The following is a 24,937-nucleotide window of genomic DNA, read 5'->3' as shown; positions in this document are numbered from 1 at the left end:
CTGCTTGCTATTATCTGTGCAGGCCGGCCAGGCGGCTCCGCTTCAGGCGCCTAGCCTGACAGAAATCATAGAAGGTGTGTTCTCAATCCATGCTACTTATAATCGGTGCAGTCATTGTCATTGCCAGCGTCCTCGGCGGCTATGTCCTCCATGGTGGTAATCTTCTGGTGTTATGGCAGCCCACGGAAATACTCATTATCGGCGGCGCTGCAGTGGGGTCGTTCATCATTGCCAACCCCCTGCACACCATCAAGGAAGTGGCGAAAGGTGTCCTCAGCCAACTGACGGGTTCTCCCTACAACAAGTCCTTTTACATGGATTTGCTCAGCCTGATGTACGAGATTTTCGACAAATCCAGGAAACAGGGTGTGATGGCCATCGAGGAAGACATCGACAATCCGGAGTCAAGCCAGATCTTCAGCCGTTACCCCGCCATTATTAAGTCGAAGTACCTGCTGGCCTTTATCACCGACTACCTGAGAATTATCAGTTCCGGGAACATGGCAACCCATGAGCTCGAAGGCATGATGGAAAATGAGATCGAGAGTCGTCAGCACGAACTTGAAGAGCCAGCCCACGCTGTCAACAAGATAGCCGATGCTCTGCCAGGCCTCGGGATTGTCGCAGCCGTGCTCGGTATTGTTATCACCATGAACTTCCTGAGTGAGGGCCCTGAAAGAATTGGCCTCAGCGTGGCGGCGGCGCTGGTGGGAACGTTCCTCGGAATCTGGATGGGGTATGGCTTCGTTGGCCCCACCTCCATTGCCATGGAGCACACCGCCAAATACGAGATCAAGGCCTACGAATGCGCCAAATCCGCAATCGTTGCCACCGTGTCGGGCCAGGCGCCGCAGATGGCCATCGAGTTCGGCCGCAAGGCCCTGCCGTCGGATAAGCGGCCCGGGTTTCAGGAACTCAACGACCACGTGCGTTCAAAATAGTCTGAGCAAGAGCCGTCAGGAGCAGTTTCTTGGAAGAACAGCCAATCATCGTAAAGAGAAAAAAGAAAGTTGCGGCTGGGCACCACGGCGGTTCATGGAAAGTGGCTTTCGCCGATTTCGCTACCGCCATGATGGCGTTTTTTCTCGTGCTCTGGCTGACCGCAACGGCGTCTCCTGAACAGATTCGTGCTGTGGAAGGTTACTTCAAGGACCCGGTCGGGTTTACTGAGGGTGGGTCTCCCAATCCGGTGGATCTTGAGGGCAGTGCCTCGGTGATCAACGAAAGCAGCGAGGACATCGAGCGCAGCGATATCCAGATCGAAGACCAGGTTGTGGAGGAGCTGGCGCAGACTCTGGAGCAGCGGCAGATGGAGGAGCTCTTTCAGGACCTTCAGGACCGTATAGAGCAGAGCCAAACCCTTCAGGAGTTTAAAGATCAGCTGCTGATCGATATCACCAGCGAGGGCCTGCGTATTCAGATCGTCGACCGCTCACAGCGCCCCATGTTTGACAGTGGTCGGGCCGAACTCAAGTACTATTCTCAAGATATCCTATTTGAGCTTGCCAAGACACTCGGCACCGTCAACAACAAACTGAGCATTACCGGCCATACCGACTCCACGCCCTTCAGCGGTCGCCCGGGTTACACCAACTGGGAATTGTCGGCGGACCGGGCCAACACGGCTCGCAGAGCGCTCGTTGCAGGCGGTGTCAGGCAGGAGCAAATTGGCCGGGTTGTGGGGCTGAGCGATTCGGTGCTGTTTGATCAGGACGATCCTCAGGCGCCGGTTAATCGTCGTATTTCCATTATCGTGATGAACAAAAAGACAGCGGCTGGCATCCAGAGCAATGCCAGTCGATCGGGTGAGCCCTTGATTGACCTGACTGCCCCCTCTGAAGAGGAGCAGCAGGAGGCAATGAAACGGCTGGAAGAAGGCAGCTGGGCGGAAGAGAAGGAAGAACCCAAGCCCGGAGAGCTGAACTGGTAAGTCGGTTCAGTCGGCTTTCAGTCCCCGTGACTGCTGTTCCGCCATATCCTGAAGAATCCGGTTGAAGCTTTTCAGTCGCTCCGTGCTGATGCGACCATCCTCGGCAGCCTGCGCAATGGCACAGCCGGGGTCACCCATATGGCTGCAATTGCGGAACTTGCAGTGACCGATCAGGTCTCGTATCTCCCGGAAGCCGTACTCGATCTCTTGTGGTGTCATGTGCCACAGCCCGAACTCCCGGATACCCGGCGAATCGATGAGATCGCCTCCGCAGTTCAGGTGAAAAAGTTTGGCGGTCGTGGTGGTGTGAACCCCTTTCCCGGTGCTCTCCGAGACCGCGCCTACCCGGATCGATGCTTCCGGCAATAACGTCTGGATAATGGATGATTTGCCAACTCCCGATTGACCCACGAATACGCTAGTCTGACCTTTTACCAGGTCTTCAACCCTAACCGCCTGCTCACCCTCCAGGGTTTTTGCGGAGGTGCGTTCTATTCGATATCCGAGCTTTTCGTAGCGAGCCAGAAGTTGGTCGATTGCTTCCCGATTCTGGTCAGTCACCAGGTCGGTCTTGTTGAGCAGGATGATGACCGGAATGTCTGTGCTCTCGGCCGCCACCAGATAACGATCAATCAGGTTGTCGTGGGGTTCCGGTTCGGGGGCGATCACAAGGATGATGTAGTCAATATTGGCAGCGACGGGCTTGAGTGCGCCGAAGTTGTCGGGCCGTTGCAGTAGGGTGTGACGGTCGCAACGCGCCACAATGACGCCGGTATTGTCGCTGCCTGGGCGCCAGATCACCTTGTCGCCAGTTACCAGGCTGTCGATGTTCGCTCTCACAAAGCAGCGCAGCACCGTGCCGGTGTCTTCCCCCTCCAGGGCTTCCACGTCGAGTTGCTGGCCGTAGTGAGCGATAACAAGGCCTTGTTGCTCCGGGCCGAGATCACCAGCGTCCAGCTTTTCGCTGATGGATTCTTCTTTCTTCGCCGCCCGTGCAGCCCGCTCCTGCTGAATTTTCTTGATGCGCCACTGCTGCTGCTTGTTGAGTCGACGTTTAGCCATATCGTGGGTCGGTTAATTCCTGCTGGGAAATGGTGATTGCTGTAACATCATACGTGAATGATTTCGTCAGAGCCTGTTTGTTCTGTCGGGATTGGCCGATATATTACCAATATTACGAGGGTGGCCGGTCACTGCTTCCCGGGAGCGTCTGAAACCAGGGATGGTTTCAGTCGAGCGCACATGGATGTGCTTGTAGCGTATCCCGGGAAGCAGTGACCGGCCACCCATGCACGCATTGGAAGGCTGGGAGTCACCGAATGCCAGAAGCCAACTACCTTGTCTGGATTGACCTGGAAATGACGGGGTTAGACCCGGAAAAAGAGCGCATCATCGAGATAGCAACCATCGTTACGGATTCTGAATTGAACACGATTGAAGAAGGGCCGGTGATTGCCGTTCACCAATCAGACAAACTGCTCAGTGAAATGGACGAGTGGTGCACGCGGACCCATGGCGAAAGCGGACTGACCCAGCGGGTAAAGGACAGTAAGTACGGCGAGATCGATGCCGAACAGAAAACCCTGGAATTCCTGCAGCGGTATCTCGAGCCGGGGCAGTCCCCATTATGTGGCAATAGCATCGGCCAGGATCGTCGCTTCCTGGTGAAGTACATGCCGGAACTGGAAGCCTTCTTTCACTACCGCAATCTGGATGTGAGTACCATCAAGGAGCTGGCGAGGCGCTGGCGGCCGGATGTGCTGGACGGGGTGAAGAAGAAAGGCAGTCACCTGGCGTTGGACGACATTCGCGACTCCATAGAGGAGCTGCGGCATTACCGGGAACACTTTTTCCAACTGTAGGCCGCGGCGCTTTCAAGCTATAGGCCGTGCCTGCGAAGGGCCCAGTGCACATGCTCCCGAACCATCTCTGACGGAAAGTCAGCCCGCTGTTTTAGGGCTTCGATCACTGGGATGGTTGAAGGCGCATTGCCAAGGCCCACCGCCAGGTTCCTCAGCCATCCCTCGTAACCGGTGCGGCGGATGGCGGAGCCTTCAGTGCGTTTGAGGAATTGTTCTTCCGTCCAGAGGAACAGCGTAGCCAATTCGCTGTTGTCCAGGCCATGGCGGGGCTGGAAGTCTTTTTCCGCCGTTGGCTTGCTGAACTTGTTCCAGGGGCAGACCAGTTGGCAGTCGTCACAACCGAACACGCGGTTACCCATTTTGGGGCGCAGTTCTTCCGGAATGCTGCCCTTGAGTTCAATGGTGAGGTAGCTGATGCATTTGCGGGCATCGAGTTTGTGGGGGCCTTCAAAGGCATCTGTGGGGCAGATGTCCAGGCACGCGGCGCAACTGCCGCAATGTTCCTTTTCAAACGGTTCGTCCAGCGGTAATGGCGCGCTGGTAAAGATTTCTCCAAGGAAGAAAAACGACCCCGCTTTTGGATGAATCAGCATGTTGTTCTTGCCAATCCAGCCCAGGCCCGCGCGCTGGGCAAGGGCCCTTTCGAGCACAGGAGCACTGTCTACGAACGCTCTGTAATCGTATCCCGATACCGCCTCGTCAATGCGTTTTGCCAGGGTCGCCAGTCGTTTGCGCATCAGCTTGTGATAGTCACGCCCAGTGGCATAGCGGGTAATGTAGGCCTTCTCGGGGTTAGTGAGTATTCGCCCCGGGTTATCAGGCGCAGGCAGGTAGTCCAGCCGCACGGAAATGACTCTTTGCGTTCCTTCCACCAGTGAGGTGGGGGTATAGCGTTTGTCGCCATGATCTTCCATATACGACATTTCGCCGTGAAAACCCTTGCGGAGCCAGTCCTTCAGGCGAGCTCCGTGAGCACCGGTGTCCGGGAGGGTAATGCCGACATCACTAAAGCCGAGTTCCCGGGCCCAGGATTGGATATGTTCCGGCAGATGTTCGAGGTTTTGATCGATCGATTCGGTCATGGAGTGCCAGTCGAGTGGCAACCGGTTTTCCCGGCGGCCCGAAGGGTAATGAAGTTTAATTTGATTAAGTTATGACCTTTTCCGCTGTTTTGCTATTCTTTACAGGTATCTGGCCGATTTTCTTAATCCGAATTCTTTAGCGGGAGCCGATTTTCATGCCCCTGTCTGGTGGTCATAGTTTACCAGAAGACCTCTACTCCGCCGATGCGGTGAGGGAGATTGATCGCTATGTAATTGATCAACAAGGGGTTGACGGATTTGACCTGATGCAGGCCGCAGCCGCCGGTGCGTTTCGCAGGCTGGTACGCAACTGGCCTGAGCCGGGCCGGGTTCTGGTGCTGTGTGGCGCCGGCAACAATGGCGGTGACGGCTATTTGGTGGCGGCCAATGCCGTACGCCATGGTTTGGATGTGGACTGTATTGCCGTTGCGCCGACGGGAAAATTATCTGGTGATGCCCGCAAGGCCTGGCAAAAATCCGTGGCCGATGGGGTAAAAGTGCGGGAACTTGCGGATCTTGGTAGCGGCGATGCGCAGCGATCAATTGCCAGCGTCGGTTTAATCGTGGACGCCATGTTGGGAACCGGCGTAACAGGCGCTCCCAGGGAGCCCTTTGCGGCGATGATCGACGCGTGCAATGAGGCGCCTGCGCCCGTAATGGCGATTGATTTGCCGTCCGGCCTGAACGCAACCACTGGAGCGGTGGTCGGACAGGCGATACGGGCTGATGCAACAGTGACCTTTATTGGGCTCAAGGCCGGACTGTTTACGGGGCAGGGGGCTGAGTGTGGGGGTGACATCCTGTTCGAGTCCCTGGATACCGATGACTGGGCCTCCGAGAGCGGTCAGCAGCCTTTTGCTCGCCGGGTTGACTGGCGGTCGATTCGTTCGGTCATCCCCAGGCGATCAAGAACCGCGCATAAGGGTCGTTTCGGGCACGTGCTCGTGGTGGCCGGGGACCGGGGTTTTGGCGGTGCCGGCCTGTTGGCAGCCGAAGCAGCGGCAAGAGCCGGTGCCGGACTGGTTACGCTGGCCACGCGCCCGGAATACGTCTCACCGGCCCTCGCGCGCTGTCCATCGGTCATGGTGCAGGGGCTGATTCATGGTTCTGAACTGCCGCCGTTGATTGAAGCGGCGGATGTCATAGTCTGTGGTCCGGGCATCGGCCAGGGTGCCTGGGGGCAGCAGATGCTCCAGCAGGTGGTTGCGAGCGGTAAGCCGAGGGTGCTCGATGCAGATGCCCTCAACCTGATGGCCTCAAGGGTGGCGCAGCCGGCACACAATCATATCCTTACCCCGCATCCTGGAGAGGCGGCGCGGCTTCTGGCGTGTGATGTGGCGGAAATTGAAGAGGATCGTGTAGGCGCTGCCGGGCGAATCTCTCAGATGTTTGGCGGAGTTGTGCTACTTAAGGGGGCCGGAACGGTGGTGGCAGGCGGAGGTGCAGTGCCGGACGTTGTCAGCGGCAGTAACCCTGGCATGGCGACTGGTGGCATGGGGGATGTTCTTTCGGGCGTGCTGGGTAGTTTGTACGCTCAACTGAAGGATGCCCGTGTTGCAACCTCGGCAGGCGCTGCATTGCATCTGGCGGCTGCGGACCTGGCGTCGGAAACCCGCGGTTATATGGGGCTGTTGCCGATGGACGTTATTGAGGCCCTGTCACAGGTATTGGTGGATTCTGAGCGCTGGCCGGATCGTCGTTCGGTTGGCGGTGGTGGAGACGAATGATGGACGTTGCAGCGCAGGAGCTCTCGCTGTTCCTGAAGGATGAGGTGGCAACAGAAAACCTTGGAAGGGGGCTCGCTACCGTTGTGGTTCAGGCCGGACAGGGAGCCATTGTATTTCTCGAGGGCAACCTGGGTACGGGAAAGACGACCCTGAGCCGTGGAGTCATGCGTGGCCTTGGCCATGACGGGGCTGTTAAAAGTCCGACCTACACCATTGTGGAGCCGTATGAGCACCTGAGCCCTCCCGCTTACCACTTCGACCTATACAGATTGGGTGATCCGGAGGAGCTGGAGTACATGGGTATACGTGATTACTTTCAGGGCCAGAGCCTTTGTTTGATTGAGTGGCCCGAGCGGGGTCAGGGAATCCTTCCGGATCCCGACCTTTGGATACGCTTGAGTGTCAGTGGAGATGGGCGTAAAGCGCTTGTCTCGGCGGCAACGGCTGTGGGTGTGGGGCTGCAGGCCAGGCTTGCGGCAATACCGTTGTCGAGTGTTCGAGGTTAATTATGTGTGATCAGTGCAGGTGGGCAGGAAAATGATGGCAAGAATGTTCTCCAGATGGTGCCTGGCCGGTAGTGTAATGCTGACTCTGTTGTTTCCTATGGCAGCAATGGCGGGCGTTAACGTGGAAGGCGTGAGGATCTGGCCCGCGCCGGACCATACCCGGCTGGTGCTGGATGTTGCCGACAAGATTGATCACAAGGTGTTTGCCCTTTCCGGGCCTTCGCGCCTGGTGATTGACCTTGAGAACACGACGCTCAAGGCCGATTTTGACAAGCTCGATCTCTCGGGCAGTCCCGTAAAGCGTATCCGCAGCGCCCCGCGCAACGGTAATGATCTTCGGGTAGTGCTCGATCTGAAGAGTGACATCAAGCCGCGCAGCTTTCAGCTCGAACCCAATCAGCAGTACGGTCACCGGTTGGTCGTTGACCTGATCGACGAAGGTGGCCTGAAGGCTCGAAAGCCTTCGGAGCCAACCGTCACCGAAAACGCCAACGGCAAGCGGGATATTATCGTGGTGGTTGATGCCGGCCACGGCGGCGAAGACCCGGGAGCAATCGGCCCCCGGGGCACCCGAGAAAAGGACGTGGTGTTGAGAATGTCGAAAACCCTGGCGGAATTGATCGACGCCAAGCCGGGTTATACCGCCAAGCTAACCCGTACCGGCGACTACTACATCGATTTGCGTAGCCGCACACTGCTGGCCCGGAAGCACAACGCCGACCTGTTTGTGTCGGTCCACGCCGATGCCTTTCGCACGCCTCAGCCCCGTGGTGCTTCGGTGTTTGCGTTGTCACAGCGGGGTGCCACCAGTGAAACCGCCCGCTGGCTGGCCAAGACCGAGAACCGCTCTGACCTGATCGGGGGTGCCGGTGGGGTGTCCCTTGATGGTCGAGATGACATGCTGGCGGGTGTGCTGCTGGACCTCTCCATGACCGCCAGCATCAATTCCAGCCTCGGTGTCGGGGACTCTATCCTCGGCAGGCTTGGCAGTGTCGCCAAGCTTCACAAGAAAGGCGTTGAGCAGGCTGCGTTTGCGGTGCTGAAATCACCGGATATTCCATCGGTTCTCGTTGAGGCGGGATTCATCTCGAACCCGAAGGAAGAGCAGAACCTTTCCAGTGCCTGGTATCGTGAAAAACTGTCCCAGGCGGTGTTTCGGGGTATCGATGACTACTTCCAGAAAACGCCCCCGCCAGGCACGTTGCTGGCGTGGCAGAAGCAGAACGGCCGTGGCGATGGCAGTGTCAGTCAGTACCGGATTCGCCGGGGGGATACGCTCTCAGGTGTCGCTCGGGAGAACCAGACAACCGTCAGCGAACTGATGCAGTATAACGGCCTCAATGATGACCGTGTTATGGTAGGGCAAACCATTCGTATTCCTGCATCCTGACACGAGGTCCCCTGGTAACATGCCCTCCATTCGATTACTGACGCCCCGCCTGGCCAACCAGATTGCTGCCGGTGAGGTGGTTGAGCGCCCGGCTTCGGTCGTGAAAGAACTGGTAGAAAATGCGCTCGATGCCGGTGCCCGCCGGGTCGATATCGAGGTGGAGCAGGGGGGTGTCAAGCTGATCCGGGTACGTGACGACGGCATGGGCATAGACGAGACGGACCTTCCCCTTGCGCTCAGCCGTCATGCCACCAGCAAGATTGAAAATCTCGAAGACCTTGAAGCAGTGGCGTCCCTTGGTTTCCGGGGGGAGGCCCTGGCCAGTATCAGTTCCGTTTCCAGGCTGGCACTGACATCACGCACAGAGCGCCAGGAGGCGGCCTCAAAGGTAGAAGTGGAAGGGCGCGACATGGACGCCAGTATTTCCCCGGCGGCCCATCCGGTGGGCACGACGGTGGAGGTCCGGGACCTGTTCTTTAACACGCCCGCCCGACGCAAGTTTCTCCGTACGGAGAAGACCGAGTTCAACCATGTTGAAGAATGTATTCGCCGCCAGGCCCTGAGCCGTTTCGACACCGGTTTTACGCTTCGACATAACCAGCGTGTGGTCCAGAGCCTCAGGCCGGCTGAGAATCCGCTGGACCGGGAGCGGCGGATTGGCTCTCTATGCGGTCAGCAGTTTATCGACAACGCCGTGGTGATTGATGCTGAGGCTACGGGATTGAAACTTTGGGGTTGGGTTGCCCTGCCGACCTTTTCCCGCAGTCAGGCGGATTTGCAGTACTTTTTTGTCAACGGGCGGGTGATACGGGACCGGCTGGTAGCGCATGCCGTGCGCCAGGCTTATCGGGATGTGCTTTACAACAACCGTCACCCGGCGTTCGTGTTGTATCTGGAGGTTGATCCCGCGAACGTGGACGTGAATGTTCACCCCACCAAGCACGAAGTGCGTTTCCGCGATGGGCGCCTGGTTCACGATTTTATTTTCCGGACGCTTCACAAGGCGCTGGCAGATGTACGCCCGGATGATCATCTCAAGGGAGCGGTAGCCCAGTCCCACGGTCGGGAGGCCGGTACGGCAACCGGTGGTTTTGGCGTTCAGGCTGCCATGCCGGGTGTCAATCACCAGCCCGCCTCCGATCCGTTTACAGGTTCCGGCGGCAGCCCGCAGCATGCCGGGTTCTCAGGGAGCCCGAGGCCCCCGCAGCCTGAATGGCAGGCCCGCGATCAAATGGCGTTCTACCAGTCCCTGAACGAGGGCGGTGGAACCGGGGCGCAGCCCGCGATGGCTGACTCCGGTGATCTGGCCGTTGCGGCGCCTACGCCACCGCAGGACAGCGGTGATGAGCCGCCGCTTGGCTACGCCATTGCCCAACTGCACGGAATTTATATCCTGGCCCAGAGCCGTCAGGGCATGATCGTGGTGGATATGCACGCGGCCCATGAACGTATTACCTATGAGCGTATGAAGCGTGCGCTGGAGGCGCAGGACCTCAAGAGTCAGCCGCTGCTGGTGCCGGTTTCCCTGGCTGTCAGCCAGAAAGAGGCGGCATTGGCGGAGACTCATGGTGAAGAGCTTTTGCAGTTGGGATTGAGGGTGGAGCGCATTGGCCCCGAAACTCTCGCTGTGCGGCAGGTGCCTGCGCTGTTGCGGGGGGCGGACACCGAGCAATTGGTTCGGGATGTGCTGTCTGACCTGATTGAGAACGGCGAAAGCGACCGTGTGGAGGCGGTGATACATGAGTTGCTTGGTACCATGGCATGTCATGGTTCCGTGCGTGCCAATCGGCAACTGACCATTCCGGAAATGAATACCCTGTTGCGGGACATGGAGGCCACCGAGCGCAGTGGTCAGTGCAACCATGGTCGGCCCACCTGGACTGTGGTCACCCTCTCGGAGCTGGACAAATTATTCCTGCGCGGGCGTTAACACCGGTATGACGGCATCAACCGCTAAAGGCACCAAGCCCATGGCCATATGCCTGATGGGCCCGACTGCCTCGGGCAAGACCGACCTGGCCATCGAGCTCTGTCGCCACCTGCCCTGCGATATCATCAGTGTTGATTCGGCGATGATCTACCGGGGTATGGATATTGGAACCGCCAAGCCCTCGCACGAGGAGCTCTCCCAGGCGCCACACCGGTTAATTGATATCTGCGACCCGGCGGAAACATACTCGGCAGCGGACTTCCGTCGCGATGCCCTGCGTGAAATGAACGACATTGTGTCAGCGGGGCGGATTCCGTTGTTGGTGGGTGGCACCATGATGTACTTCAAGGCATTGCTGCATGGTATGTCCAACCTGCCGTCTGCTGATCCAGTCGTCCGGGAGGCCCTTGAGCAGGAGGCGAAGGAGCGAGGCTGGGGTGCCCTTCACCAGGAGCTGGAGCGACAGGACCCTGTGGCGGCGGGTCTCATTCATCAGAATAACCGGCAGCGACTTATTCGGGCACTTGAGGTGATTCGTCTGACGGGACGGCCGATTTCCTCAATATGGCAGGACAAGGCGAGCAGAGGCCAGGCAGAGAACCGTCAGAACAGCGATGGCATTGAGGATTACACCTATTTCACCCAATGGCAGGCAGACGAATCGCCGTCTCTTCCGTATACTGTAGTGCAGCTTGCGATGGCTCCCGCCGAGAGGCGGGTGCTCCATGAAAGAATAGCCCTGCGTTTCAACGCCATGCTGAATGCGGGTTTTCTTGATGAGGTCAGGGCGCTGAAGGCCAGGGGTGATCTGAATGCTGGCCTGCCCTCCATGCGTTGTGTCGGATATCGTCAGGGCTGGGCACATCTGGCCGGTGATTATGATTACGACACCATGGTAGACAAGGGCGTTGCTGCTACCCGGCAGCTTGCCAAGCGACAGCTGACCTGGTTGCGAAAGTGGTCCGATGTGGACTGGTTGGATAGTGGCGACAAACTTATGTCCGACACTGCCTTGAAAATTATTGAGTTTCGCACCACATTTAACAATTGAAGTTGACGATCTGCCTTTACTTATAAACAGGAGAAAACACATGTCAAAAGGGCACTCTCTACAAGACCCTTACCTTAATGCATTACGCAAGGAACGCATTCCGGTTTCCATCTTTCTGGTCAATGGTATCAAGCTTCAGGGCCAGATCGAGTCTTTTGACCAGTTCGTGATTTTGCTGAAAAACACTGTCAGCCAGATGGTCTATAAGCATGCCATTTCCACTGTGGTGCCCGCGCGGAACGTTCGTATTCCGCCACAGGCTCCGGGCGGAGAAGAATCTGAAGACTGATTTATCCGGGCACACCGGTGTTGTTACCCGCGCTCCCGAAGGGCCCGAAAAGGCTCCCAGGGCCGCGGGTGTTTGTTTTGGTGACAGGTGCAGTCTGACTGATTTGGAGTTGTTACTACTTGTTTGAGCGTCCCGACGTTGGTGAACGGGCGATTCTCGTTCATATCGAGTTTTCCTCACACGAAGAAGCTGAGGATCTGGGCGAGTTCCGTGAACTGGTCTGGTCTGCCGGTGTCGAACCCGTAGGTGTTGTCACCGGCTCGCGCAAGCAGCCCAGCCCGAGACTGTTTGTCGGCGAGGGGAAGCTGGAAGAAATTCGTGATGCCGTGACCGCCAACGAAGCGGATGTGGTGCTTTTCAATCACGCACTCAGCCCCAGCCAGGAACGAAACATTGAGCGTGAGCTGAGCTGTCGTGTGCTCGATCGCACGGGCGTCATCCTGGATATTTTCGCTCAGCGTGCTCGCACCCATGAAGGTAAGCTTCAGGTGGAACTGGCTCAACTTGAGCATATGTCGACCCGCCTTATTCGGGGTTGGACGCACCTTGAGCGCCAGAAGGGTGGTATCGGGTTGCGTGGCCCGGGTGAAACCCAGTTGGAGACGGATCGGCGGTTGCTGCGGGAGCGTATCAAGTCCATTCATCGCCGCCTTGAAAAGGTCCGTAAACAGCGTAACCAGGGTCGCCGGGCCCGGATGCGTGCGGATATTCCAACCGTCTCACTGGTGGGCTACACCAACGCGGGCAAGTCCACGCTGTTTAACCGCATAACAACGTCAACCGTTTACGCGGCGGATCAGCTGTTTGCGACCCTGGACCCGACGCTGAGGCGCCTGGAACTTCCTGACATTGGCCCGGTCGTAATGGCCGACACTGTCGGCTTTATCCGTCATCTTCCCCACAAGCTGGTTGAAGCCTTCCGTGCCACCCTGGAAGAAACCACCGAAGCCTCAATTCTGCTCCACATAATCGACTGCCACGATCACCGGCGTGACGAGAACATGGAGCAGGTGGAAGAAGTGCTGGCAGAAATAGGTGCTGACGAGATTCCGGTGTTGCAGGTTTTCAACAAGATCGACCTGCTGGATAACTTCCAGCCGCGGGTTGAGCGCAACGAAGATGGCGTTCCCGTGCGTGTCTGGGTTTCTGCGGTCACCGGGGAAGGTCTTGAAGGCCTGTTTGATACCATCGTCGAACGATTGGCGGAGGACGTGATCCATCAATTCGTACTGCTGGGCCCGACGGACGGCAAGTTGCGGGCGCTTTTGCATGAAGCGGGCTCTGTCGTGACGGAAAGTCACCGCGATAGCGGGGATTCGGTACTGGAAGTACGCCTTCAGCATCGTGACTGGTTACAGCTTTTGAGCCGCGCTGGCGTGCGCGAAAATGATGTAAGGCTTGAAGAACAACGTACATAGGCCGGCTGTGCTATTGCCGGGGCGCTTATAAATCCCTAGTATTTGCAGCCATTCGATTAGTTTGGAACGGAGAACACTATGGCCTGGAATGAACCGGGTGGAAACCGCAACGACAATGACCCCTGGGGTACTGGTGGTGGTCGTGGCGGAAATGACCAGGGCCCACCGGACCTGGACGAGGCGCTAAAAAAGGGTCTCGACAAGCTCAATCGCTTGCTGGGTGGCAAGGGCAACAAGTCCGGAGGCAGTGGCGGCAGTTCGTCCTCGGGTGGCGCCGGCGGTTTTGGTGCCATCCTGGCGTTGGCGGCCATCATTTTTGCCGGATACGTGGTCTTTCAATCGTTCTACACCGTGAACGAGCAGGAGCGTGCGGTTGTGCTTCGCTTTGGCGAGTTCAGTCGTACTGAAACGCCGGGTCTGCGCTTCAAGGTTCCGTTGATCGATAGCGTTTATCTGGTCCGGGTGACGAACGTCCGGAATGCGGAATCTACAGGCCAGATGCTGACACAGGACGAGAACCTCGTCTCTGTCGACCTTCAGGTCCAGTATCGTGTTGGTGATGCTCAGGCTTATGTGCTGAACGTCCGTGATTCCAACCAGGCATTGGCGTTTGCTACTGACAGCGCCTTGCGCCATGAAGTTGGTAGCTCAACACTTGATGACGTGTTGACGGAAGGTCGTGCCGAGTTGGCCGTTCGCGTGGAGCAGCGCCTGCAGAGCTTCCTGGAAGAATACGGCACTGGCTTGACCATTGTCCGTGTAAACGTCGAGAGCACTCAGCCACCCGATGCGGTGCAGGATGCCTTCCGTGAAGTGCAGCGCGCCCGTGAGGACGAGCAGCAGGTCAAGGAAGAAGCTGAAACCTACCGCAATAAAGTGGTCCCCGAGGCTCGTGGCCGGGCACAGCGCTTGACCGAGGAAGCGGCGGCCTACAAGGAAGAAGTGATTGAGCGTGCCCGTGGTGAAACCTCACGTTTCCTGGCGGTTCTTGGTGTGTATCAGACTGCGCCGGAAGTCACTCGCGAGCGTATGTACATCCAGGCGCTTGAAGGGGTTCTGTCGAATACCAGCAAAGTGCTGGTGGACACCCAGAGCAGCGACAATATGATGTACCTGCCTCTGGATAGGCTGACTAACCGTTCCGGTGCCAGCACCGGCAGCCAGAGCGGTTCCGGAAGCTCCGGCAGTGACATCGACATCAAGACCCTGTCAGATCAGGTGATTCAGGAGCTGCGTGGCAGGCAGGATAGTGGCGTTCGGAGGAGCAGATAATGATGGGACCCAAAAGTATTGTGGGCCTTGCAGGCGCCCTGATTGTCGTACTGGTTACGCTCTCCAGTGTTTACATTATCCCGGAAACCCATCGTGGCGTGCTGCTGCGGTTCGGTGAGTTGATCGAAACGGATATTTCAGCCGGGCTTCACTTCAAGGTGCCGGTCATTGATCAGGTCCGGGAATTCGACATCCGATTGCTGACAACGGATCTTCCATCGCGTCAGTATTTGACCATCGAGAAGAAGCCGCTGGACGTCGATTCCTACATCGCCTGGAAAATCCGCAACGTGGATCAGTTCTACCGGGCCACTGGTGGTGACGAATACCGCGCCTCCGAGCTGCTGTTGTCTCGCGTGGATAACGGCCTTCGGGATGAGTTCGGTGTTCGGACCATGGTCGAGGTCGTTTCCGGCCAGCGTGACGAGCTGATGCACACCCTGCGTGACCGGGTGAACGAAACGTCGCTCAAGGAATTTGGCATTGAAGTGGTGGATATCCGCGTCAAAGCCATTGAATTCCCGGGGCAGGTGAGCCAGAACGTCTATCGTCGAATGGCGACCGAGCGCGAGAAACTGGCGCAGGAATTCCGCTCCCGCGGTCGCGAGTTGGCGGAGGGTATTCGCGCGGATGCTGATCGCCAGCGCACCGTTATCCTGGCGGAAGCCTTTGCCAAGGCTGAGGAAATGCGTGGTGAAGGTGATGCTCAGGCCGCCCAGATCTATGCCGATGCCTATGGGTCTAACAGCGAGTTCTATAGCTTCTACCGCAGTCTGGAAGCCTATCAGAACACCTTTGCCAATGAAGACGACATCATGGTCATCGACACTGATAGCGACTTCTTGAAGTTCCTGAAGGACCCTCAGGGAAACCGCTAACCACGACGATGGTAGTGACAAAACCGGAATACCTCGGTATTCCGGTTTTTTTGTGTCTGCCAACAGTGTAAAATTCTGCCGGTTTTGGTTCGGGTTTTTATCTTTCCCCGAGCATCGCCCTAAATCCTGTGCACTCTCGCGGCAAGAAGCTTCCGCCCCGGGACAGAACGGACAACCGAATCTCATGACAGTATCTGATCGCTGGCTACTGCCTGATGGCGTGGAAGACATCCTTCCGCCATTGGCTGGACAGATTGAATCCCTGCGCCGGGATGTAATGGATACCTGCCAGCGTTGGGGTTACCAGCTGGTTATCCCGCCGTTGATCGAATACCTCGAATCACTTTTTACGGGCACCGGGCACGACCTGGAGCTTCAGACCTTCAAGCTGACTGATCAGCTGACCGGCCGGATGATGGGGCTGCGTGCGGACATGACGCCGCAGGCAGCACGCATTGATGCCCATACCCTTGGCCAGGAAGGTATTACGCGGCTGTGTTATGCCGGCCATGTGCTCCACACCCGACCGCGCCATATGCTGACAGGGCGCACGCCCATCCAGGCGGGTTGCGAGCTGTTTGGTAGCGCCTCCGAATCGGCGGATCTGGAAGTGATCAGCCTGATGCTTGAAACCCTGCGTGTATCGGGTTTGCCCAGAATCCATCTGGATCTTGCCCATGTCGCGATCTACGAGACATTGGTTGGAGAGGCCGGGTTTGATCGCGATACCGGCGCGGCCATCTTTGATGCCATGGCCCGTAAGTCTGTGCCGGAACTGGATGAATTGCTGGGCGGGTGCCCACCGGGTTCTGCTGGCGGCATGCTCAGAGAGCTGGCCAGAGTCAGCGGTGGGAAGGATGCCCTGCGTGAGGCAAAGCGCATTCTTGAAGGGGCGCCGGAACCGCTTCGTCAGGCGCTGGATCAACTGGATCGAGTGGCGGATATGCTGTCCGCGAGCTATCCAGAGGTAAGCTTCGGGTTCGATTTTTGTGAGCTTCGAGGATACAACTACCATACCGGGCTGGTGTTTGCGGCCTATGTGCCGGGGCATGGTGACGCGGTTGCCAAGGGCGGTCGCTACGATGCCATTGGCAGTGATTTCGGCCGTGCACGTCCGGCGACGGGCTTTAGTCTTGATATCCGTGCGCTGGTCTCACTTGGTCAGCGAACCGGCCGCGCTGGCAAGGCCATATGGGCGCCAGCCACCGAAGATCCTGCGCTGGATGGCGTGATTTCCGGCCTGCGGATGACGGAGACGGTTATCCGCGCCCTGCCGGAAGACGAGGGCGTTGATCCTGGCACGCGCAATTGCGATCGTGCCCTGGTGAAGCGAGACGGCCAGTGGGTCGTGGAGCAGTTGGACTGATGACCTTCGGGGTCGGGCCACTCATTTACAGGTAAACCTGCGGGCACCCCATCAATTGGCGGGGCCGCACTGAGAGAGAGTCATGGGTAAAAACGTTGTAGTGCTGGGCACCCAGTGGGGTGATGAAGGAAAAGGCAAGATTGTTGACCTGCTGACCGATAAGGTTGCGGCGGTGGTGCGCTTTCAGGGCGGCCACAATGCCGGCCATACCCTGGTTATTGAAGGTAAGAAAACCGCCCTTCATCTGATTCCGTCTGGCATTCTTCGCCAGAATGTCCAGTGCCTGATTGGCAACGGCGTCGTGCTCTCTCCGGAAGCGTTGCTGAAGGAAGTCCGCGAACTCGAAGGCAATGGGGTTGCTGTGCGGGAGCGTTTGAAGATCAGTCTGGCGTGCCCGGTCATCCTCAAGACCCATGTTCGTATCGATCAGGCGCGCGAGCGAGCGCGAGGTGTCGACAAAATTGGCACCACCGGTCGCGGTATCGGGCCGGCCTACGAAGACAAGGTTTCACGCCGTGGGATTCGCGTTGGAGATCTGTGTGACCCGAAGAGCTTTGAAGAGAAGCTCCGGGAAATCATGTCGTACCATAACTTCGTGTTGACCGAGTACTTCAAGGAAGAGCCCGAAGACATTGATCAGGCGTTTTCCGAACTGATGACCATGGGCGAGGAAATTCTGCCCATGTCTGCCGACGTCACGGATATCCTCCATGACCTTCGCAAGCGCGGCGAACACATCCTCTTTGAAGGTGCGCAGGGCTCGCTGCTGGACATTGATCTGGGTACCTACCCGTACGTCACCTCCTCAAATACCACGGCTGGCGGCACGGCTACCGGGTCTGGTTTTGGGCCGTTGTTCCTGGATTACGTGCTGGGGATCACCAAGGCCTACACCACTCGTGTCGGTTCCGGTCCGTTCCCGACCGAGCTGTTTGACGATATGGGCCATCACCTGGCGGTCAAGGGCAACGAGATTGGCACCACCACCGGGCGTTCACGCCGTTGTGGCTGGTTTGATGCGGTTGCACTGCGCCACGCCATCCAGATCAACAGCGTATCGGGCATCTGCCTGACCAAGCTGGACGTGCTCGATGGCATGGATACGGTGAAGGTGTGCATTGGCTACAAAACGCCTAACGGGGAGATTACCCGCCCGCCGATCGGTTGCGATACCTACAAGGACATTGAGCCGGTGTATGCGGATCTTCCGGGTTGGCAGGAGAGCACGGTCGGGCTGACAGGCCTGGACCAGTTACCGGAGAACGCCAGGGCCTATATCCGTTTCCTGGAAGAGCAGATCGAAGCACCGATCGATATCATTTCCACCGGTCCTGACCGGGTAGAGACGGTCATTCTGCGCCACCCCTTCGGCGAGTAACCTTCCTGGGTTGTCGCGGACACCTTCAGGGCTTGTCCGCGATAACCGTCGCCCTTTTCGGACCCGGATAACCTTCCACGGTCTTCGTTGGGTCGTCCGGGTCGAGAAAGTCCTGCAGCGACTGGAATTGCATCCAGTCAGTGCTGCGTTGCTCCTCGATCGTGGTTTCTGTCACATCCACCACGCGGGCGTTGCAAAAACCGGTTCGGTCCAGCCAGCGCAACAGAGTGTCGCAGCTGGGCAGGAACCAGACGTTGCGCATCTGGCCGTAGCGGTCCTCCGGCATCAGGCTGTAACCTTCCGGCCCATCCGCTATCAGCGTTTCCAGCACCAGTTCGCCACCCGGGCGGAGTGTGTCTTTCAGTTCCAGTAAGTGATCAAGTGGTGAGCGACGGTGGTAGAGCACACCCATTGAGAAAGTGGTGTCGAATGCTTCCAGCTTTGGCGGCAGATCCTCTACGCGCACCGGGAGCAGATCAATGCGCTGCTCCTGGCCTGCATACTGTTTGACGCTGAGAAACTGGAACAGGAATAACAGTCCTGGGTCGATGCCAATCACCCGGCCGGCTCCTTCGCCCAGCATGCGCCAACAGTGATAGCCAGAGCCGCAACCGACATCCAGTATCTGCCGACCACTCAGGTCTGACAGGTAGGGAGCGACGCGGTCCCATTTCCAGTCAGAACGCCATTCGGTATCGATATAGGTGCCAAAGAATTCGAACGGGCCCTTACGCCAGGGCATCAGTCCTCGCAGCCCTTCTTCGAGCTTTGCACGGTCTTCTGTGCTGAGGGGCTGGTCGGAGTTCAGGGTAATGGCCGACTGGTTCAGGTTCGCCGTGGCATCACCAATGTGGGGCAGGGTGTCCAGAGCCCGGTTCCATCGGGCAATATCCCCATGAGGGTTGTCGTCAAAGCGCTTTTGTAGCTGTTGCTGCAGTTGCTTTCGCCAGCGCTCAAGGCCACGGCTATCAAGATCGTCAAGCAGCGGGGCAAAGCACCCCTGCCAGTTGAAGGTCGTCATGGAGGCTCCGTTCAGTGCGATTTAATGGCGAGCATGGAGACAAAGTTGAAACACTGGTACCACACCATAACCTGACTAAATCCTGCGTTTATCAGTCTCTCACGGTGTTCGGCCAGGGTTTCCGGTATCAGTACCTGTTCCAGGGCGGAACGCTTCTGACTGATCTCCAGGTCGGAATAGCCGTTGGCCCGTTTGAACTCGTGATGGAGTTGGGTCTGTGTCGATTGCTCGGAATCGGATTCAAAGCGAATTTTCTCGGAGAGGATCAGTACTCCGCCGGGCAGTGTGGCGTCGGCGATGCGAGCCATCAGTTCTGCGCGTCTGTCTGGCGCCACGAACTGCAGTGTGAAGTTCAGGGTGGTCACCGACGCGTTCTCAATCGGGGTGTCGAGGATGTCCTCGCACCGCAGCGAAACCGGCAATGGGTGGTCGTCCAGAGCAATATAATGCTCGCAACGCTCAATCATGGCAGCCGAGTTGTCCACGCCTGTAAGGGTGCAGTCGCGGTCCCCAATGCCATGGCGCATGGCCAGAGTGGAGGCGCCGAGAGAGCAGCCGAGATCGTAGCAGTGACTGCCCGGGCGGGCATACTGTTCGGTGATCACTTCAATCATCGGAATAATCGTGGTGTAACCCGGTACTGAGCGCCGGATCATGTCCGGAAATACCCGAGCCACCGATGTGTCAAACCGGAATTCTCCGGTTTCCCGTTCAGTGGCGAACAGACGGTCCAGCGCCTGGCCCGGTTTTTTGTTCCTGTCAGCCATTGTCTGCTGGCTCCTGGCCCTCATTGACAGGCCTGTCGTGTGCGGGTGTCGGGCCTCGGCTGCAGCGTACGCCCCGGTTCTTGTAATCAACGAGGATGCCCCGGAACTCCGGGTCCACATCGGCGGCGATGGCCAGATACCCCTGTTCGCAGACAGCGTGGAGTTCCGATGACTTGGGCGACATGCGGAACTCTTCGCCAGGTTTGATGTGAACGGCCTCAAATTCCCCCACCGGCACATGATCCTTATTCTCGGCATGATCAATCCGCCCGCTGGCCTCCAAAACCACGATGGTAACGATGATGGTGGCAATGGCAGTGACAATCAGGCTGCGGACGGTAAATCGGGCCTCACTTTGGCTCATCGGTTGGTCTCCGGTCTGTCGGTAATAGTGGCCTCAATATTGGCCGGGTACATGAATGGAAGGGGCCTGTAGCGCCGCCAGTTGTTCCCGAAGTGACAGGATCTGGTCGGACCAGAAACGCGGCTGGGCAAACCAGGGGAAGAAACGCGGGAAGGCCGGGTCGTCCCAGCGCTTGGCCAGCCAGGTGCAGTGGGAAATCTGCCGGAAGCAGCGCATGGGTTCAATCAGATGACGCTCACGACGATTGAAATCGCGGAACATCTCGTAGCCTTCCAGTAGTTCACCAAATTGCTGGCCACGTTCAACGTCATCACCGTTCAGTAACAGCCACAAATCCTGAATCGCAGGCCCGGTACGGCAATCGTCCAGGTCGACAAACAGCATCTGTTCCTCGCGGCAGAGGATGTTGCCGGCGTGGCAGTCACCATGAATTCTCAGGGAGTGCACCTCGCCAGCGTCATCGATCCGACGGGCGCAGTGGTCGACAAGATCGGGAATCAGCGAGTCCCACGCTGGCCGAAGGTCATCTGGAATCCAGCGGTTTTCCGTAAGGAACCGATTGTTATCCTCAATGCCCGAAAGAATCGACATAACCGGGCGATGGTTGAAGGGCTCAGTGTCACCGATATTGTGGAGCTGGCCCAGCCACTGGCCGAGGCGGTACAGGGTATCTGTCACGCTGGTGTCGGGCGCCTGCCCGCCCCGCTGCTGAAATACGGCAAACAGAAAGTCCCCGCAACGGCCCAGTGTATCGCCGGAGGGCATAGCCATGGGCGCCACGACCGGAATATCGGCGTTGAGCAACTGGACGGTAAACTGATGTTCTTCCCGGATCTGGGCTTCGCTCCAGCGCCCCGGACGGTAAAACTTGGCGATTATCGGTGGCTGGTCTTCAATACCAATCTGGTAAACACGGTTCTCGTAGCTGTTGAGGGCAAACAGGCGTCCACTGACCACAAATCCGGCGTCTTCCAGGGCATCAAGAATGGTATCGGGGGTAAGGGCGTCGTAAGGATGGCTGGAGGTTTCGGTCATAAATAAGGTTTAGTATCTCGAATTCTGTTGGGACTTCATGCTGGCGAGGTGATACCAGTTTTCGTCCAGTTCCCATCGCACCCGATCAATGCCAGACGCGCTGAGGACGATGTTGCCTGCCTGGGCCTGGACCTGGGCCAGTTCACGCTCGGCCCGTTGCCAGTCACGATCATTGTCTCCCAGGTTACGCATGCTCGGAAAAATGGTGGTGAGTGCTTCGTGCGTCGAGGTTTCATGGGAGCGCAGTGAGCTCATGATGGCGGTCCCTCCTTCAACCCTGAGAACACGATGCTGATAAGGATAGTTGGCCACCATTTCATCGGCCTTCAGTGCCTGGTTCAGGCTGATGACTTCAAAGCCTCGCCAGCCAAGCCAGCCAACAAATATGGCCGCCACCAGCATTACAATAATAAACTGCTTCCTGTCAGACATCGGTTCCCTGCTCCGTGCACTCAATTCACGGCCAAGTATAACGTTTCGGGGGCGACACCGTAATGCGATTCGGGCTTTTTAGCCAACGAGCGTGTTGGTGATGCTGACAAACGATCGAAACACAACGCGGGTGACGTTAGAGCAGATGACAGGGCGAGACATAGTACAGGCAGATACCGTGGTCATCGGTGCCGGCATTGTCGGCCTCGCAGTGGCCAGGACGCTGGCCATGCAGGGCAGGGAGGTGCTGGTACTGGAATCCGGCGCTCACTTTGGCGAAGGGGTGTCGTCCCGCAATAGTGAGGTTATCCATGCTGGTATCTACTATCCCGAGGACACCCTCAAGGCCCGACTGTGTGTTCGTGGTCGTCGGATGTTGTATGAGTATTGTCAGACCCGTGGCATCGACCACCGCAAAACCGGCAAGTGGATTGTTGCCAATGGCGTGTCCCAGGTGGAGAGGCTCGACACTATCGCCAGTCAGGCCCTTCGCAACGGTGTTCTGCTCCAGAGGGTAACCCGCAGGGCCTTGCGGGTTTCTCTGCCGGACGTGACCGCCCAGGAGGCGTTGTACTCACCGGAAACGGGCATTGTAGACAGTCATGGAGTGATGCTGTCGTTGCTGGGAGAGCTGGAGGACTACGGTGGCCATTTGGTCCGCCAGGCGCCTGTAGAGCGTGCGGCGACCTGTGACGGAGAGCATCGGTTGCAGGTTGGAGGGCCAGCGCCCTGTGAGCTCAGGGCGCAACGGGTGGTGAACGCAGCCGGCCTCGGAGCAGTACCATTGGCCACGAGCTGGCAGGGAGTACCAGCGGATATCGCGCCCCGCCAGTGGCTGGCCCGTGGTGTCTACTTCAGCTATTCCGGTCGCCACCCCTTCCATTCATTGGTATACCCTATCCCTGAACCAGGCGGCCTCGGCGTTCACCTGACGCTTGATCTAGCGGGCCAGGCTCGATTCGGGCCCGATGTTGAATGGATAGAGCGGGTGGACTTCTCGGTTGACCCCGGTCGGGCAAGGTCATTTGCTGAAAGTATTCGCCGTTGGTGGCCAGCATTGGACGAGTCCCGCCTGCAGCCCGCCTATGCCGGCATTCGTCCCAAGCTTGCTGGCCCGGATGGTGGGTTTGCGGATTTCCGGATCGCCGGAGAACGTCGGCACGGTGTTGCCGGACTAGTGCACCTGTTCGGCATTGAGTCGCCGGGATTAACGGCTGCTTTGGCCATTGCGGATGAAGTGACAGGGCAGCTCGCCGACTAATGCGTTTACATACCTTTATCCAGGGGTTCTTGCCAGCGCCCAGATCTGAACCTCCCTGGCGCCGGCCTCAAGCAGCACTTCAGTCAGGCTTCGTGCAGTGGCACCGGTGGTGACCACGTCATCAACGATGGCAATACTGGCCGGTGGTATACGGGTAACCTGGTAGATTCCCCGCAGGTTGGCCAGGCGCTCTTCGCGGTTCAGTCCTCGTTGTGGCCGGGTGCGCCGGTTCCTGACGACAAGGTCAGCGCTCCAGGGAATGCCCGATTGACGGCTGATGTGCTCTGCAATATCCGCCGCTTGATTGAATCCTCGTTTTCGTCGACGGGCCGGATGCATCGGGCTGGCCAGAAGCAGGTCCGGCGTGCGTTCAGGATGGGTCTCCAGCATCAATGTCAGATGAGTGCTCAGATCCTGGATCAGGGGGCGGGCATAGGCGCGTTGGCCATTGTATTTGTAGCGCTGGACCATACCGTCAACCGGGAATCGATAGCGCCAGGGCGCGACGATTCGGCTGAAGGGCGGTGGGTCTTTCAGGCACTGACCGCAGATGAGTTCATCGCCAGCGTAGGCGATAGGCAGTGCGCAGCAGCGGCAGTGCGAGTGGTTGGCGGGCAAGTCCTGCCGGCAGGGAGTGCAGAGCCCGAAATGGGCATGCGGTTCCAGGCAGGCCACGCATTGCCCGCCGCGCAGCTGAAATAAGCCCTTGATGCTGATTTGAGCGCGCGGAATCCGTTTCGCGCTGTTAACCTTTGGTGTCATCAAGGTTGACAGCGATTTCAGTCCCTTTATCATCTGTTCAATCCGTAAACCAGAATCCCGGTAAAGTTAACAGGACTGAATCATGACTGCCACCGCACACGCCGATGCACCCTCTATAGCGCCTTCTGCCGCGCCTTCTACCTCACCGCGCCACGATTGGACCATGCAGGAAGCCCGTGCGTTGTTCGAACTGCCATTCAATGACCTGGTGTTCCGGGCTCAGAGCGTCCATCGTGAGCATTTCGACCCGAATGAAGTGCAGATCAGCACGCTCCTGTCCATCAAGACCGGTGCCTGCCCGGAGGACTGTAAATACTGTCCCCAGAGCGGTCATTACAACACCGGCCTGGAAAAGGAAAAACTGCTGGAAATTGAAAAAGTGGTTGCTGAAGCCAAGGCCGCCAAGGCAAAGGGCGCGTCCCGTTTCTGTATGGGGGCGGCCTGGCGTAGCCCGTCGAAGAAAAACATGGAATATGTCGTGGATATGGTGCGCCAGGTTAAATCCCTGGGCCTGGAAACCTGCATGACCCTCGGCATGTTGGAGCAGGAACAGGCCGACGAGCTGGCCGAAGCCGGGCTGGATTACTACAACCACAATCTGGACACGTCCGAAAAGTACTACAGCCATATCATTACCACCCGCACCTATCAGGACCGGCTGGACACCCTCGAGAATGTCCGTAATGCAGGCATGAAAGTATGCTGCGGCGGCATCGTGGGCATGGGCGAAGACCCTGACGATCGTGCTGGCCTTCTGGTTCAGTTGGCGAATCTGCCCCACCATCCGGAGAGCGTGCCGGTGAACATGCTGGTGAAGGTGGCAGGAACGCCGATGGAAAATGTGGAAGATCTGGACCCGTTCGACTTTATCCGTACCATCGCTGTTGCTCGGATCATGATGCCTGCCTCGCACGTGCGATTGTCTGCGGGCCGTGAAAATATGAATGAGCAGATGCAGTCCCTGTGCTTCCTCGCTGGTGCGAACTCGATTTTCTATGGCGAGAAGCTGCTGACGACCGCCAACCCCGAGGCGGATGCGGACCGCGAGTTGTTCAAGCGTCTGGGCATTCGGCCTGAAGAGCGCGAGCAGTCCTGCACCGAACAGGAAGCGGAAGAAGCTATCGTTGAAGCGGTCGAATACGAACAGACCCGTCACATGTTCTACGATGCCACCCGTGAGTCTGCATAGGCAGGCAGCATGTCTGTGAGGGCTGGC

General features: G+C 57.9%; 24 protein-coding genes. 16 read left to right on the top strand and 8 right to left on the bottom strand.

Annotated elements, in window-relative coordinates; all coding sequences use genetic code 11:
• The first annotated feature begins 89 nt into the window (after nucleotides 1-89).
• Both motA and motB read left to right on the top strand, forming a co-directional pair.
• Entirely contained in the window at nucleotides 90-941 is an 852-nt protein-coding gene (gene motA / locus JJO78_RS12330) for a flagellar motor stator protein MotA (RefSeq protein ID WP_075196537.1), read from the top strand.
• Nucleotides 942-970: 29 nt separating this feature from the next.
• Complete coding sequence (gene motB, locus JJO78_RS12325) at nucleotides 971-1,930, top strand: flagellar motor protein MotB (RefSeq protein ID WP_127401722.1); 960 nt, start codon at nucleotides 971-973, stop codon at nucleotides 1,928-1,930.
• 6 nt (nucleotides 1,931-1,936) lie between these two features.
• Here the strand turns inward: motB and rsgA are convergent, their stop codons facing one another.
• Entirely contained in the window at nucleotides 1,937-2,992 is a 1,056-nt protein-coding gene (gene rsgA, locus JJO78_RS12320) for a small ribosomal subunit biogenesis GTPase RsgA (protein WP_091640967.1), read from the bottom strand.
• Between the two features lie 257 nt (nucleotides 2,993-3,249).
• Here rsgA and orn point away from each other — a divergent pair, with 257 nt between their 5' ends.
• Nucleotides 3,250-3,792 carry an oligoribonuclease gene (gene orn / locus JJO78_RS12315; protein ID WP_036209714.1) on the top strand — a complete coding sequence of 181 codons (543 nt, stop codon included), beginning with the start codon at nucleotides 3,250-3,252 and terminating at the stop codon, nucleotides 3,790-3,792.
• Nucleotides 3,793-3,809: 17 nt separating this feature from the next.
• Here orn and queG read toward each other — a convergent pair whose 3' ends face one another.
• Nucleotides 3,810-4,874: a tRNA epoxyqueuosine(34) reductase QueG gene (queG, locus tag JJO78_RS12310; RefSeq protein ID WP_036209717.1), complete on the bottom strand. Its 1,065-nt coding sequence runs from the start codon at nucleotides 4,872-4,874 to the stop codon at nucleotides 3,810-3,812.
• Nucleotides 4,875-5,029: 155 nt separating this feature from the next.
• On the opposite strand from queG, the gene JJO78_RS12305 reads away from it, so the two are divergent.
• The 11 genes from JJO78_RS12305 to JJO78_RS12255 all read left to right on the top strand — a co-directional run bounded on the left by JJO78_RS12305 (nucleotide 5,030) and on the right by JJO78_RS12255 (nucleotide 18,079).
• Nucleotides 5,030-6,601, top strand: coding sequence for a bifunctional ADP-dependent NAD(P)H-hydrate dehydratase/NAD(P)H-hydrate epimerase (locus tag JJO78_RS12305; RefSeq protein WP_075196534.1), 1,572 nt, complete (start codon nucleotides 5,030-5,032; stop codon nucleotides 6,599-6,601).
• The gene (gene tsaE / locus JJO78_RS12300) at nucleotides 6,601-7,107 is read left to right on the top strand and encodes a tRNA (adenosine(37)-N6)-threonylcarbamoyltransferase complex ATPase subunit type 1 TsaE (RefSeq protein ID WP_085679782.1); all 507 of its coding nucleotides are present in this window, start codon (nucleotides 6,601-6,603) and stop codon (nucleotides 7,105-7,107) included. Before JJO78_RS12305 ends, tsaE begins: the two co-directional genes overlap by 1 nt.
• A 34-nt stretch (nucleotides 7,108-7,141) precedes the next feature.
• Nucleotides 7,142-8,497: an N-acetylmuramoyl-L-alanine amidase gene (locus tag JJO78_RS12295; RefSeq protein WP_041332406.1), complete on the top strand. Its 1,356-nt coding sequence runs from the start codon at nucleotides 7,142-7,144 to the stop codon at nucleotides 8,495-8,497.
• Between the two features lie 19 nt (nucleotides 8,498-8,516).
• Complete coding sequence (mutL, locus tag JJO78_RS12290; RefSeq protein ID WP_036209729.1) at nucleotides 8,517-10,427, top strand: DNA mismatch repair endonuclease MutL; 1,911 nt, start codon at nucleotides 8,517-8,519, stop codon at nucleotides 10,425-10,427.
• A gap of 7 nt (nucleotides 10,428-10,434) precedes the next feature.
• On the top strand, nucleotides 10,435-11,478 hold the full coding sequence (gene miaA / locus JJO78_RS12285; protein WP_127401720.1) for a tRNA (adenosine(37)-N6)-dimethylallyltransferase MiaA: 1,044 nt from the start codon (nucleotides 10,435-10,437) through the stop codon (nucleotides 11,476-11,478).
• A gap of 40 nt (nucleotides 11,479-11,518) precedes the next feature.
• Complete coding sequence (gene hfq, locus JJO78_RS12280) at nucleotides 11,519-11,767, top strand: RNA chaperone Hfq (RefSeq protein ID WP_007154829.1); 249 nt, start codon at nucleotides 11,519-11,521, stop codon at nucleotides 11,765-11,767.
• Nucleotides 11,768-11,886: 119 nt separating this feature from the next.
• A complete protein-coding gene (gene hflX / locus JJO78_RS12275; RefSeq protein WP_036209734.1) occupies nucleotides 11,887-13,185 on the top strand; it encodes a ribosome rescue GTPase HflX in 1,299 nt (432 codons plus the stop codon).
• A 78-nt stretch (nucleotides 13,186-13,263) separates the two neighbouring features.
• Nucleotides 13,264-14,457, top strand: a complete 1,194-nt coding sequence (hflK, locus tag JJO78_RS12270; RefSeq protein ID WP_041332407.1) for an FtsH protease activity modulator HflK — start codon at nucleotides 13,264-13,266, stop codon at nucleotides 14,455-14,457.
• 2 nt (nucleotides 14,458-14,459) lie between these two features.
• Nucleotides 14,460-15,335, top strand: coding sequence for a protease modulator HflC (hflC, locus tag JJO78_RS12265; RefSeq protein ID WP_041336347.1), 876 nt, complete (start codon nucleotides 14,460-14,462; stop codon nucleotides 15,333-15,335).
• 184 nt (nucleotides 15,336-15,519) lie between these two features.
• Nucleotides 15,520-16,701, top strand: coding sequence for an ATP phosphoribosyltransferase regulatory subunit (locus tag JJO78_RS12260; protein WP_036209740.1), 1,182 nt, complete (start codon nucleotides 15,520-15,522; stop codon nucleotides 16,699-16,701).
• An 82-nt stretch (nucleotides 16,702-16,783) separates the two neighbouring features.
• Entirely contained in the window at nucleotides 16,784-18,079 is a 1,296-nt protein-coding gene (locus JJO78_RS12255) for an adenylosuccinate synthase (RefSeq protein ID WP_036209743.1), read from the top strand.
• Nucleotides 18,080-18,104: 25 nt separating this feature from the next.
• Here JJO78_RS12255 and cmoB read toward each other — a convergent pair whose 3' ends face one another.
• Genes cmoB through JJO78_RS12230 form a run of 5 tightly spaced genes read right to left on the bottom strand, consistent with a single transcriptional unit; the run spans nucleotide 18,105 to nucleotide 21,698 of the window.
• Entirely contained in the window at nucleotides 18,105-19,100 is a 996-nt protein-coding gene (gene cmoB, locus JJO78_RS12250; protein ID WP_085679786.1) for a tRNA 5-methoxyuridine(34)/uridine 5-oxyacetic acid(34) synthase CmoB, read from the bottom strand.
• 11 nt (nucleotides 19,101-19,111) lie between these two features.
• A complete protein-coding gene (gene cmoA / locus JJO78_RS12245; protein ID WP_036209747.1) occupies nucleotides 19,112-19,867 on the bottom strand; it encodes a carboxy-S-adenosyl-L-methionine synthase CmoA in 756 nt (251 codons plus the stop codon).
• On the bottom strand, nucleotides 19,860-20,231 hold the full coding sequence (locus JJO78_RS12240) for a kinase (RefSeq protein ID WP_075196529.1): 372 nt from the start codon (nucleotides 20,229-20,231) through the stop codon (nucleotides 19,860-19,862). The genes cmoA and JJO78_RS12240 overlap by 8 nt, the downstream gene beginning before the upstream one ends.
• Nucleotides 20,232-20,264: 33 nt before the next feature.
• The gene (locus JJO78_RS12235) at nucleotides 20,265-21,266 is read right to left on the bottom strand and encodes a serine/threonine protein kinase (RefSeq protein WP_127401719.1); all 1,002 of its coding nucleotides are present in this window, start codon (nucleotides 21,264-21,266) and stop codon (nucleotides 20,265-20,267) included.
• A 9-nt stretch (nucleotides 21,267-21,275) separates the two neighbouring features.
• Nucleotides 21,276-21,698, bottom strand: a complete 423-nt coding sequence (locus tag JJO78_RS12230) for a hypothetical protein (protein ID WP_007154819.1) — start codon at nucleotides 21,696-21,698, stop codon at nucleotides 21,276-21,278.
• A 145-nt stretch (nucleotides 21,699-21,843) separates the two neighbouring features.
• Here JJO78_RS12230 and JJO78_RS12225 point away from each other — a divergent pair, with 145 nt between their 5' ends.
• Entirely contained in the window at nucleotides 21,844-22,959 is a 1,116-nt protein-coding gene (locus JJO78_RS12225) for an NAD(P)/FAD-dependent oxidoreductase (RefSeq protein ID WP_213479548.1), read from the top strand.
• Nucleotides 22,960-22,974: 15 nt separating this feature from the next.
• Here the strand turns inward: JJO78_RS12225 and JJO78_RS12220 are convergent, their stop codons facing one another.
• On the bottom strand, nucleotides 22,975-23,754 hold the full coding sequence (locus JJO78_RS12220) for a ComF family protein (protein ID WP_075196527.1): 780 nt from the start codon (nucleotides 23,752-23,754) through the stop codon (nucleotides 22,975-22,977).
• Between the two features lie 49 nt (nucleotides 23,755-23,803).
• On the opposite strand from JJO78_RS12220, the gene bioB reads away from it, so the two are divergent.
• Nucleotides 23,804-24,910, top strand: coding sequence for a biotin synthase BioB (bioB, locus tag JJO78_RS12215; RefSeq protein WP_143071122.1), 1,107 nt, complete (start codon nucleotides 23,804-23,806; stop codon nucleotides 24,908-24,910).
• The last annotated feature ends 27 nt before the right edge of the window (nucleotides 24,911-24,937 follow it).

Origin of the sequence: Marinobacter sp. DS40M6 (genome assembly GCF_028581595.1) — a bacterium.
GTDB lineage: Bacteria > Pseudomonadota > Gammaproteobacteria > Pseudomonadales > Oleiphilaceae > Marinobacter > Marinobacter salarius.
The sequence above is the reverse complement of the archived record's forward strand: the minus strand, read 5'-3'. Positions and strand labels throughout refer to the sequence as shown.

Coding starts and splice junctions, on each gene's coding strand:
- motA (WP_075196537.1), top strand. CDS start 90: ATGCTACTTATAATCGGTGCAGTCATTGTCATTGCCAGCGTCCTCGGC.
- rsgA (WP_091640967.1), bottom strand. CDS start 2,992: ATGGCTAAACGTCGACTCAACAAGCAGCAGCAGTGGCGCATCAAGAAA.
- orn (WP_036209714.1), top strand. CDS start 3,250: ATGCCAGAAGCCAACTACCTTGTCTGGATTGACCTGGAAATGACGGGG.
- queG (WP_036209717.1), bottom strand. CDS start 4,874: ATGACCGAATCGATCGATCAAAACCTCGAACATCTGCCGGAACATATC.
- JJO78_RS12305 (WP_075196534.1), top strand. CDS start 5,030: ATGCCCCTGTCTGGTGGTCATAGTTTACCAGAAGACCTCTACTCCGCC.
- tsaE (WP_085679782.1), top strand. CDS start 6,601: ATGGACGTTGCAGCGCAGGAGCTCTCGCTGTTCCTGAAGGATGAGGTG.
- JJO78_RS12295 (WP_041332406.1), top strand. CDS start 7,142: ATGGCAAGAATGTTCTCCAGATGGTGCCTGGCCGGTAGTGTAATGCTG.
- mutL (WP_036209729.1), top strand. CDS start 8,517: ATGCCCTCCATTCGATTACTGACGCCCCGCCTGGCCAACCAGATTGCT.
- miaA (WP_127401720.1), top strand. CDS start 10,435: ATGACGGCATCAACCGCTAAAGGCACCAAGCCCATGGCCATATGCCTG.
- hfq (WP_007154829.1), top strand. CDS start 11,519: ATGTCAAAAGGGCACTCTCTACAAGACCCTTACCTTAATGCATTACGC.
- hflK (WP_041332407.1), top strand. CDS start 13,264: ATGGCCTGGAATGAACCGGGTGGAAACCGCAACGACAATGACCCCTGG.
- hflC (WP_041336347.1), top strand. CDS start 14,460: ATGGGACCCAAAAGTATTGTGGGCCTTGCAGGCGCCCTGATTGTCGTA.
- JJO78_RS12260 (WP_036209740.1), top strand. CDS start 15,520: ATGACAGTATCTGATCGCTGGCTACTGCCTGATGGCGTGGAAGACATC.
- JJO78_RS12255 (WP_036209743.1), top strand. CDS start 16,784: ATGGGTAAAAACGTTGTAGTGCTGGGCACCCAGTGGGGTGATGAAGGA.
- cmoB (WP_085679786.1), bottom strand. CDS start 19,100: ATGACGACCTTCAACTGGCAGGGGTGCTTTGCCCCGCTGCTTGACGAT.
- cmoA (WP_036209747.1), bottom strand. CDS start 19,867: ATGGCTGACAGGAACAAAAAACCGGGCCAGGCGCTGGACCGTCTGTTC.
- JJO78_RS12240 (WP_075196529.1), bottom strand. CDS start 20,231: ATGAGCCAAAGTGAGGCCCGATTTACCGTCCGCAGCCTGATTGTCACT.
- JJO78_RS12235 (WP_127401719.1), bottom strand. CDS start 21,266: ATGACCGAAACCTCCAGCCATCCTTACGACGCCCTTACCCCCGATACC.
- JJO78_RS12230 (WP_007154819.1), bottom strand. CDS start 21,698: ATGTCTGACAGGAAGCAGTTTATTATTGTAATGCTGGTGGCGGCCATA.
- JJO78_RS12225 (WP_213479548.1), top strand. CDS start 21,844: ATGACAGGGCGAGACATAGTACAGGCAGATACCGTGGTCATCGGTGCC.
- JJO78_RS12220 (WP_075196527.1), bottom strand. CDS start 23,754: ATGATAAAGGGACTGAAATCGCTGTCAACCTTGATGACACCAAAGGTT.
- bioB (WP_143071122.1), top strand. CDS start 23,804: ATGACTGCCACCGCACACGCCGATGCACCCTCTATAGCGCCTTCTGCC.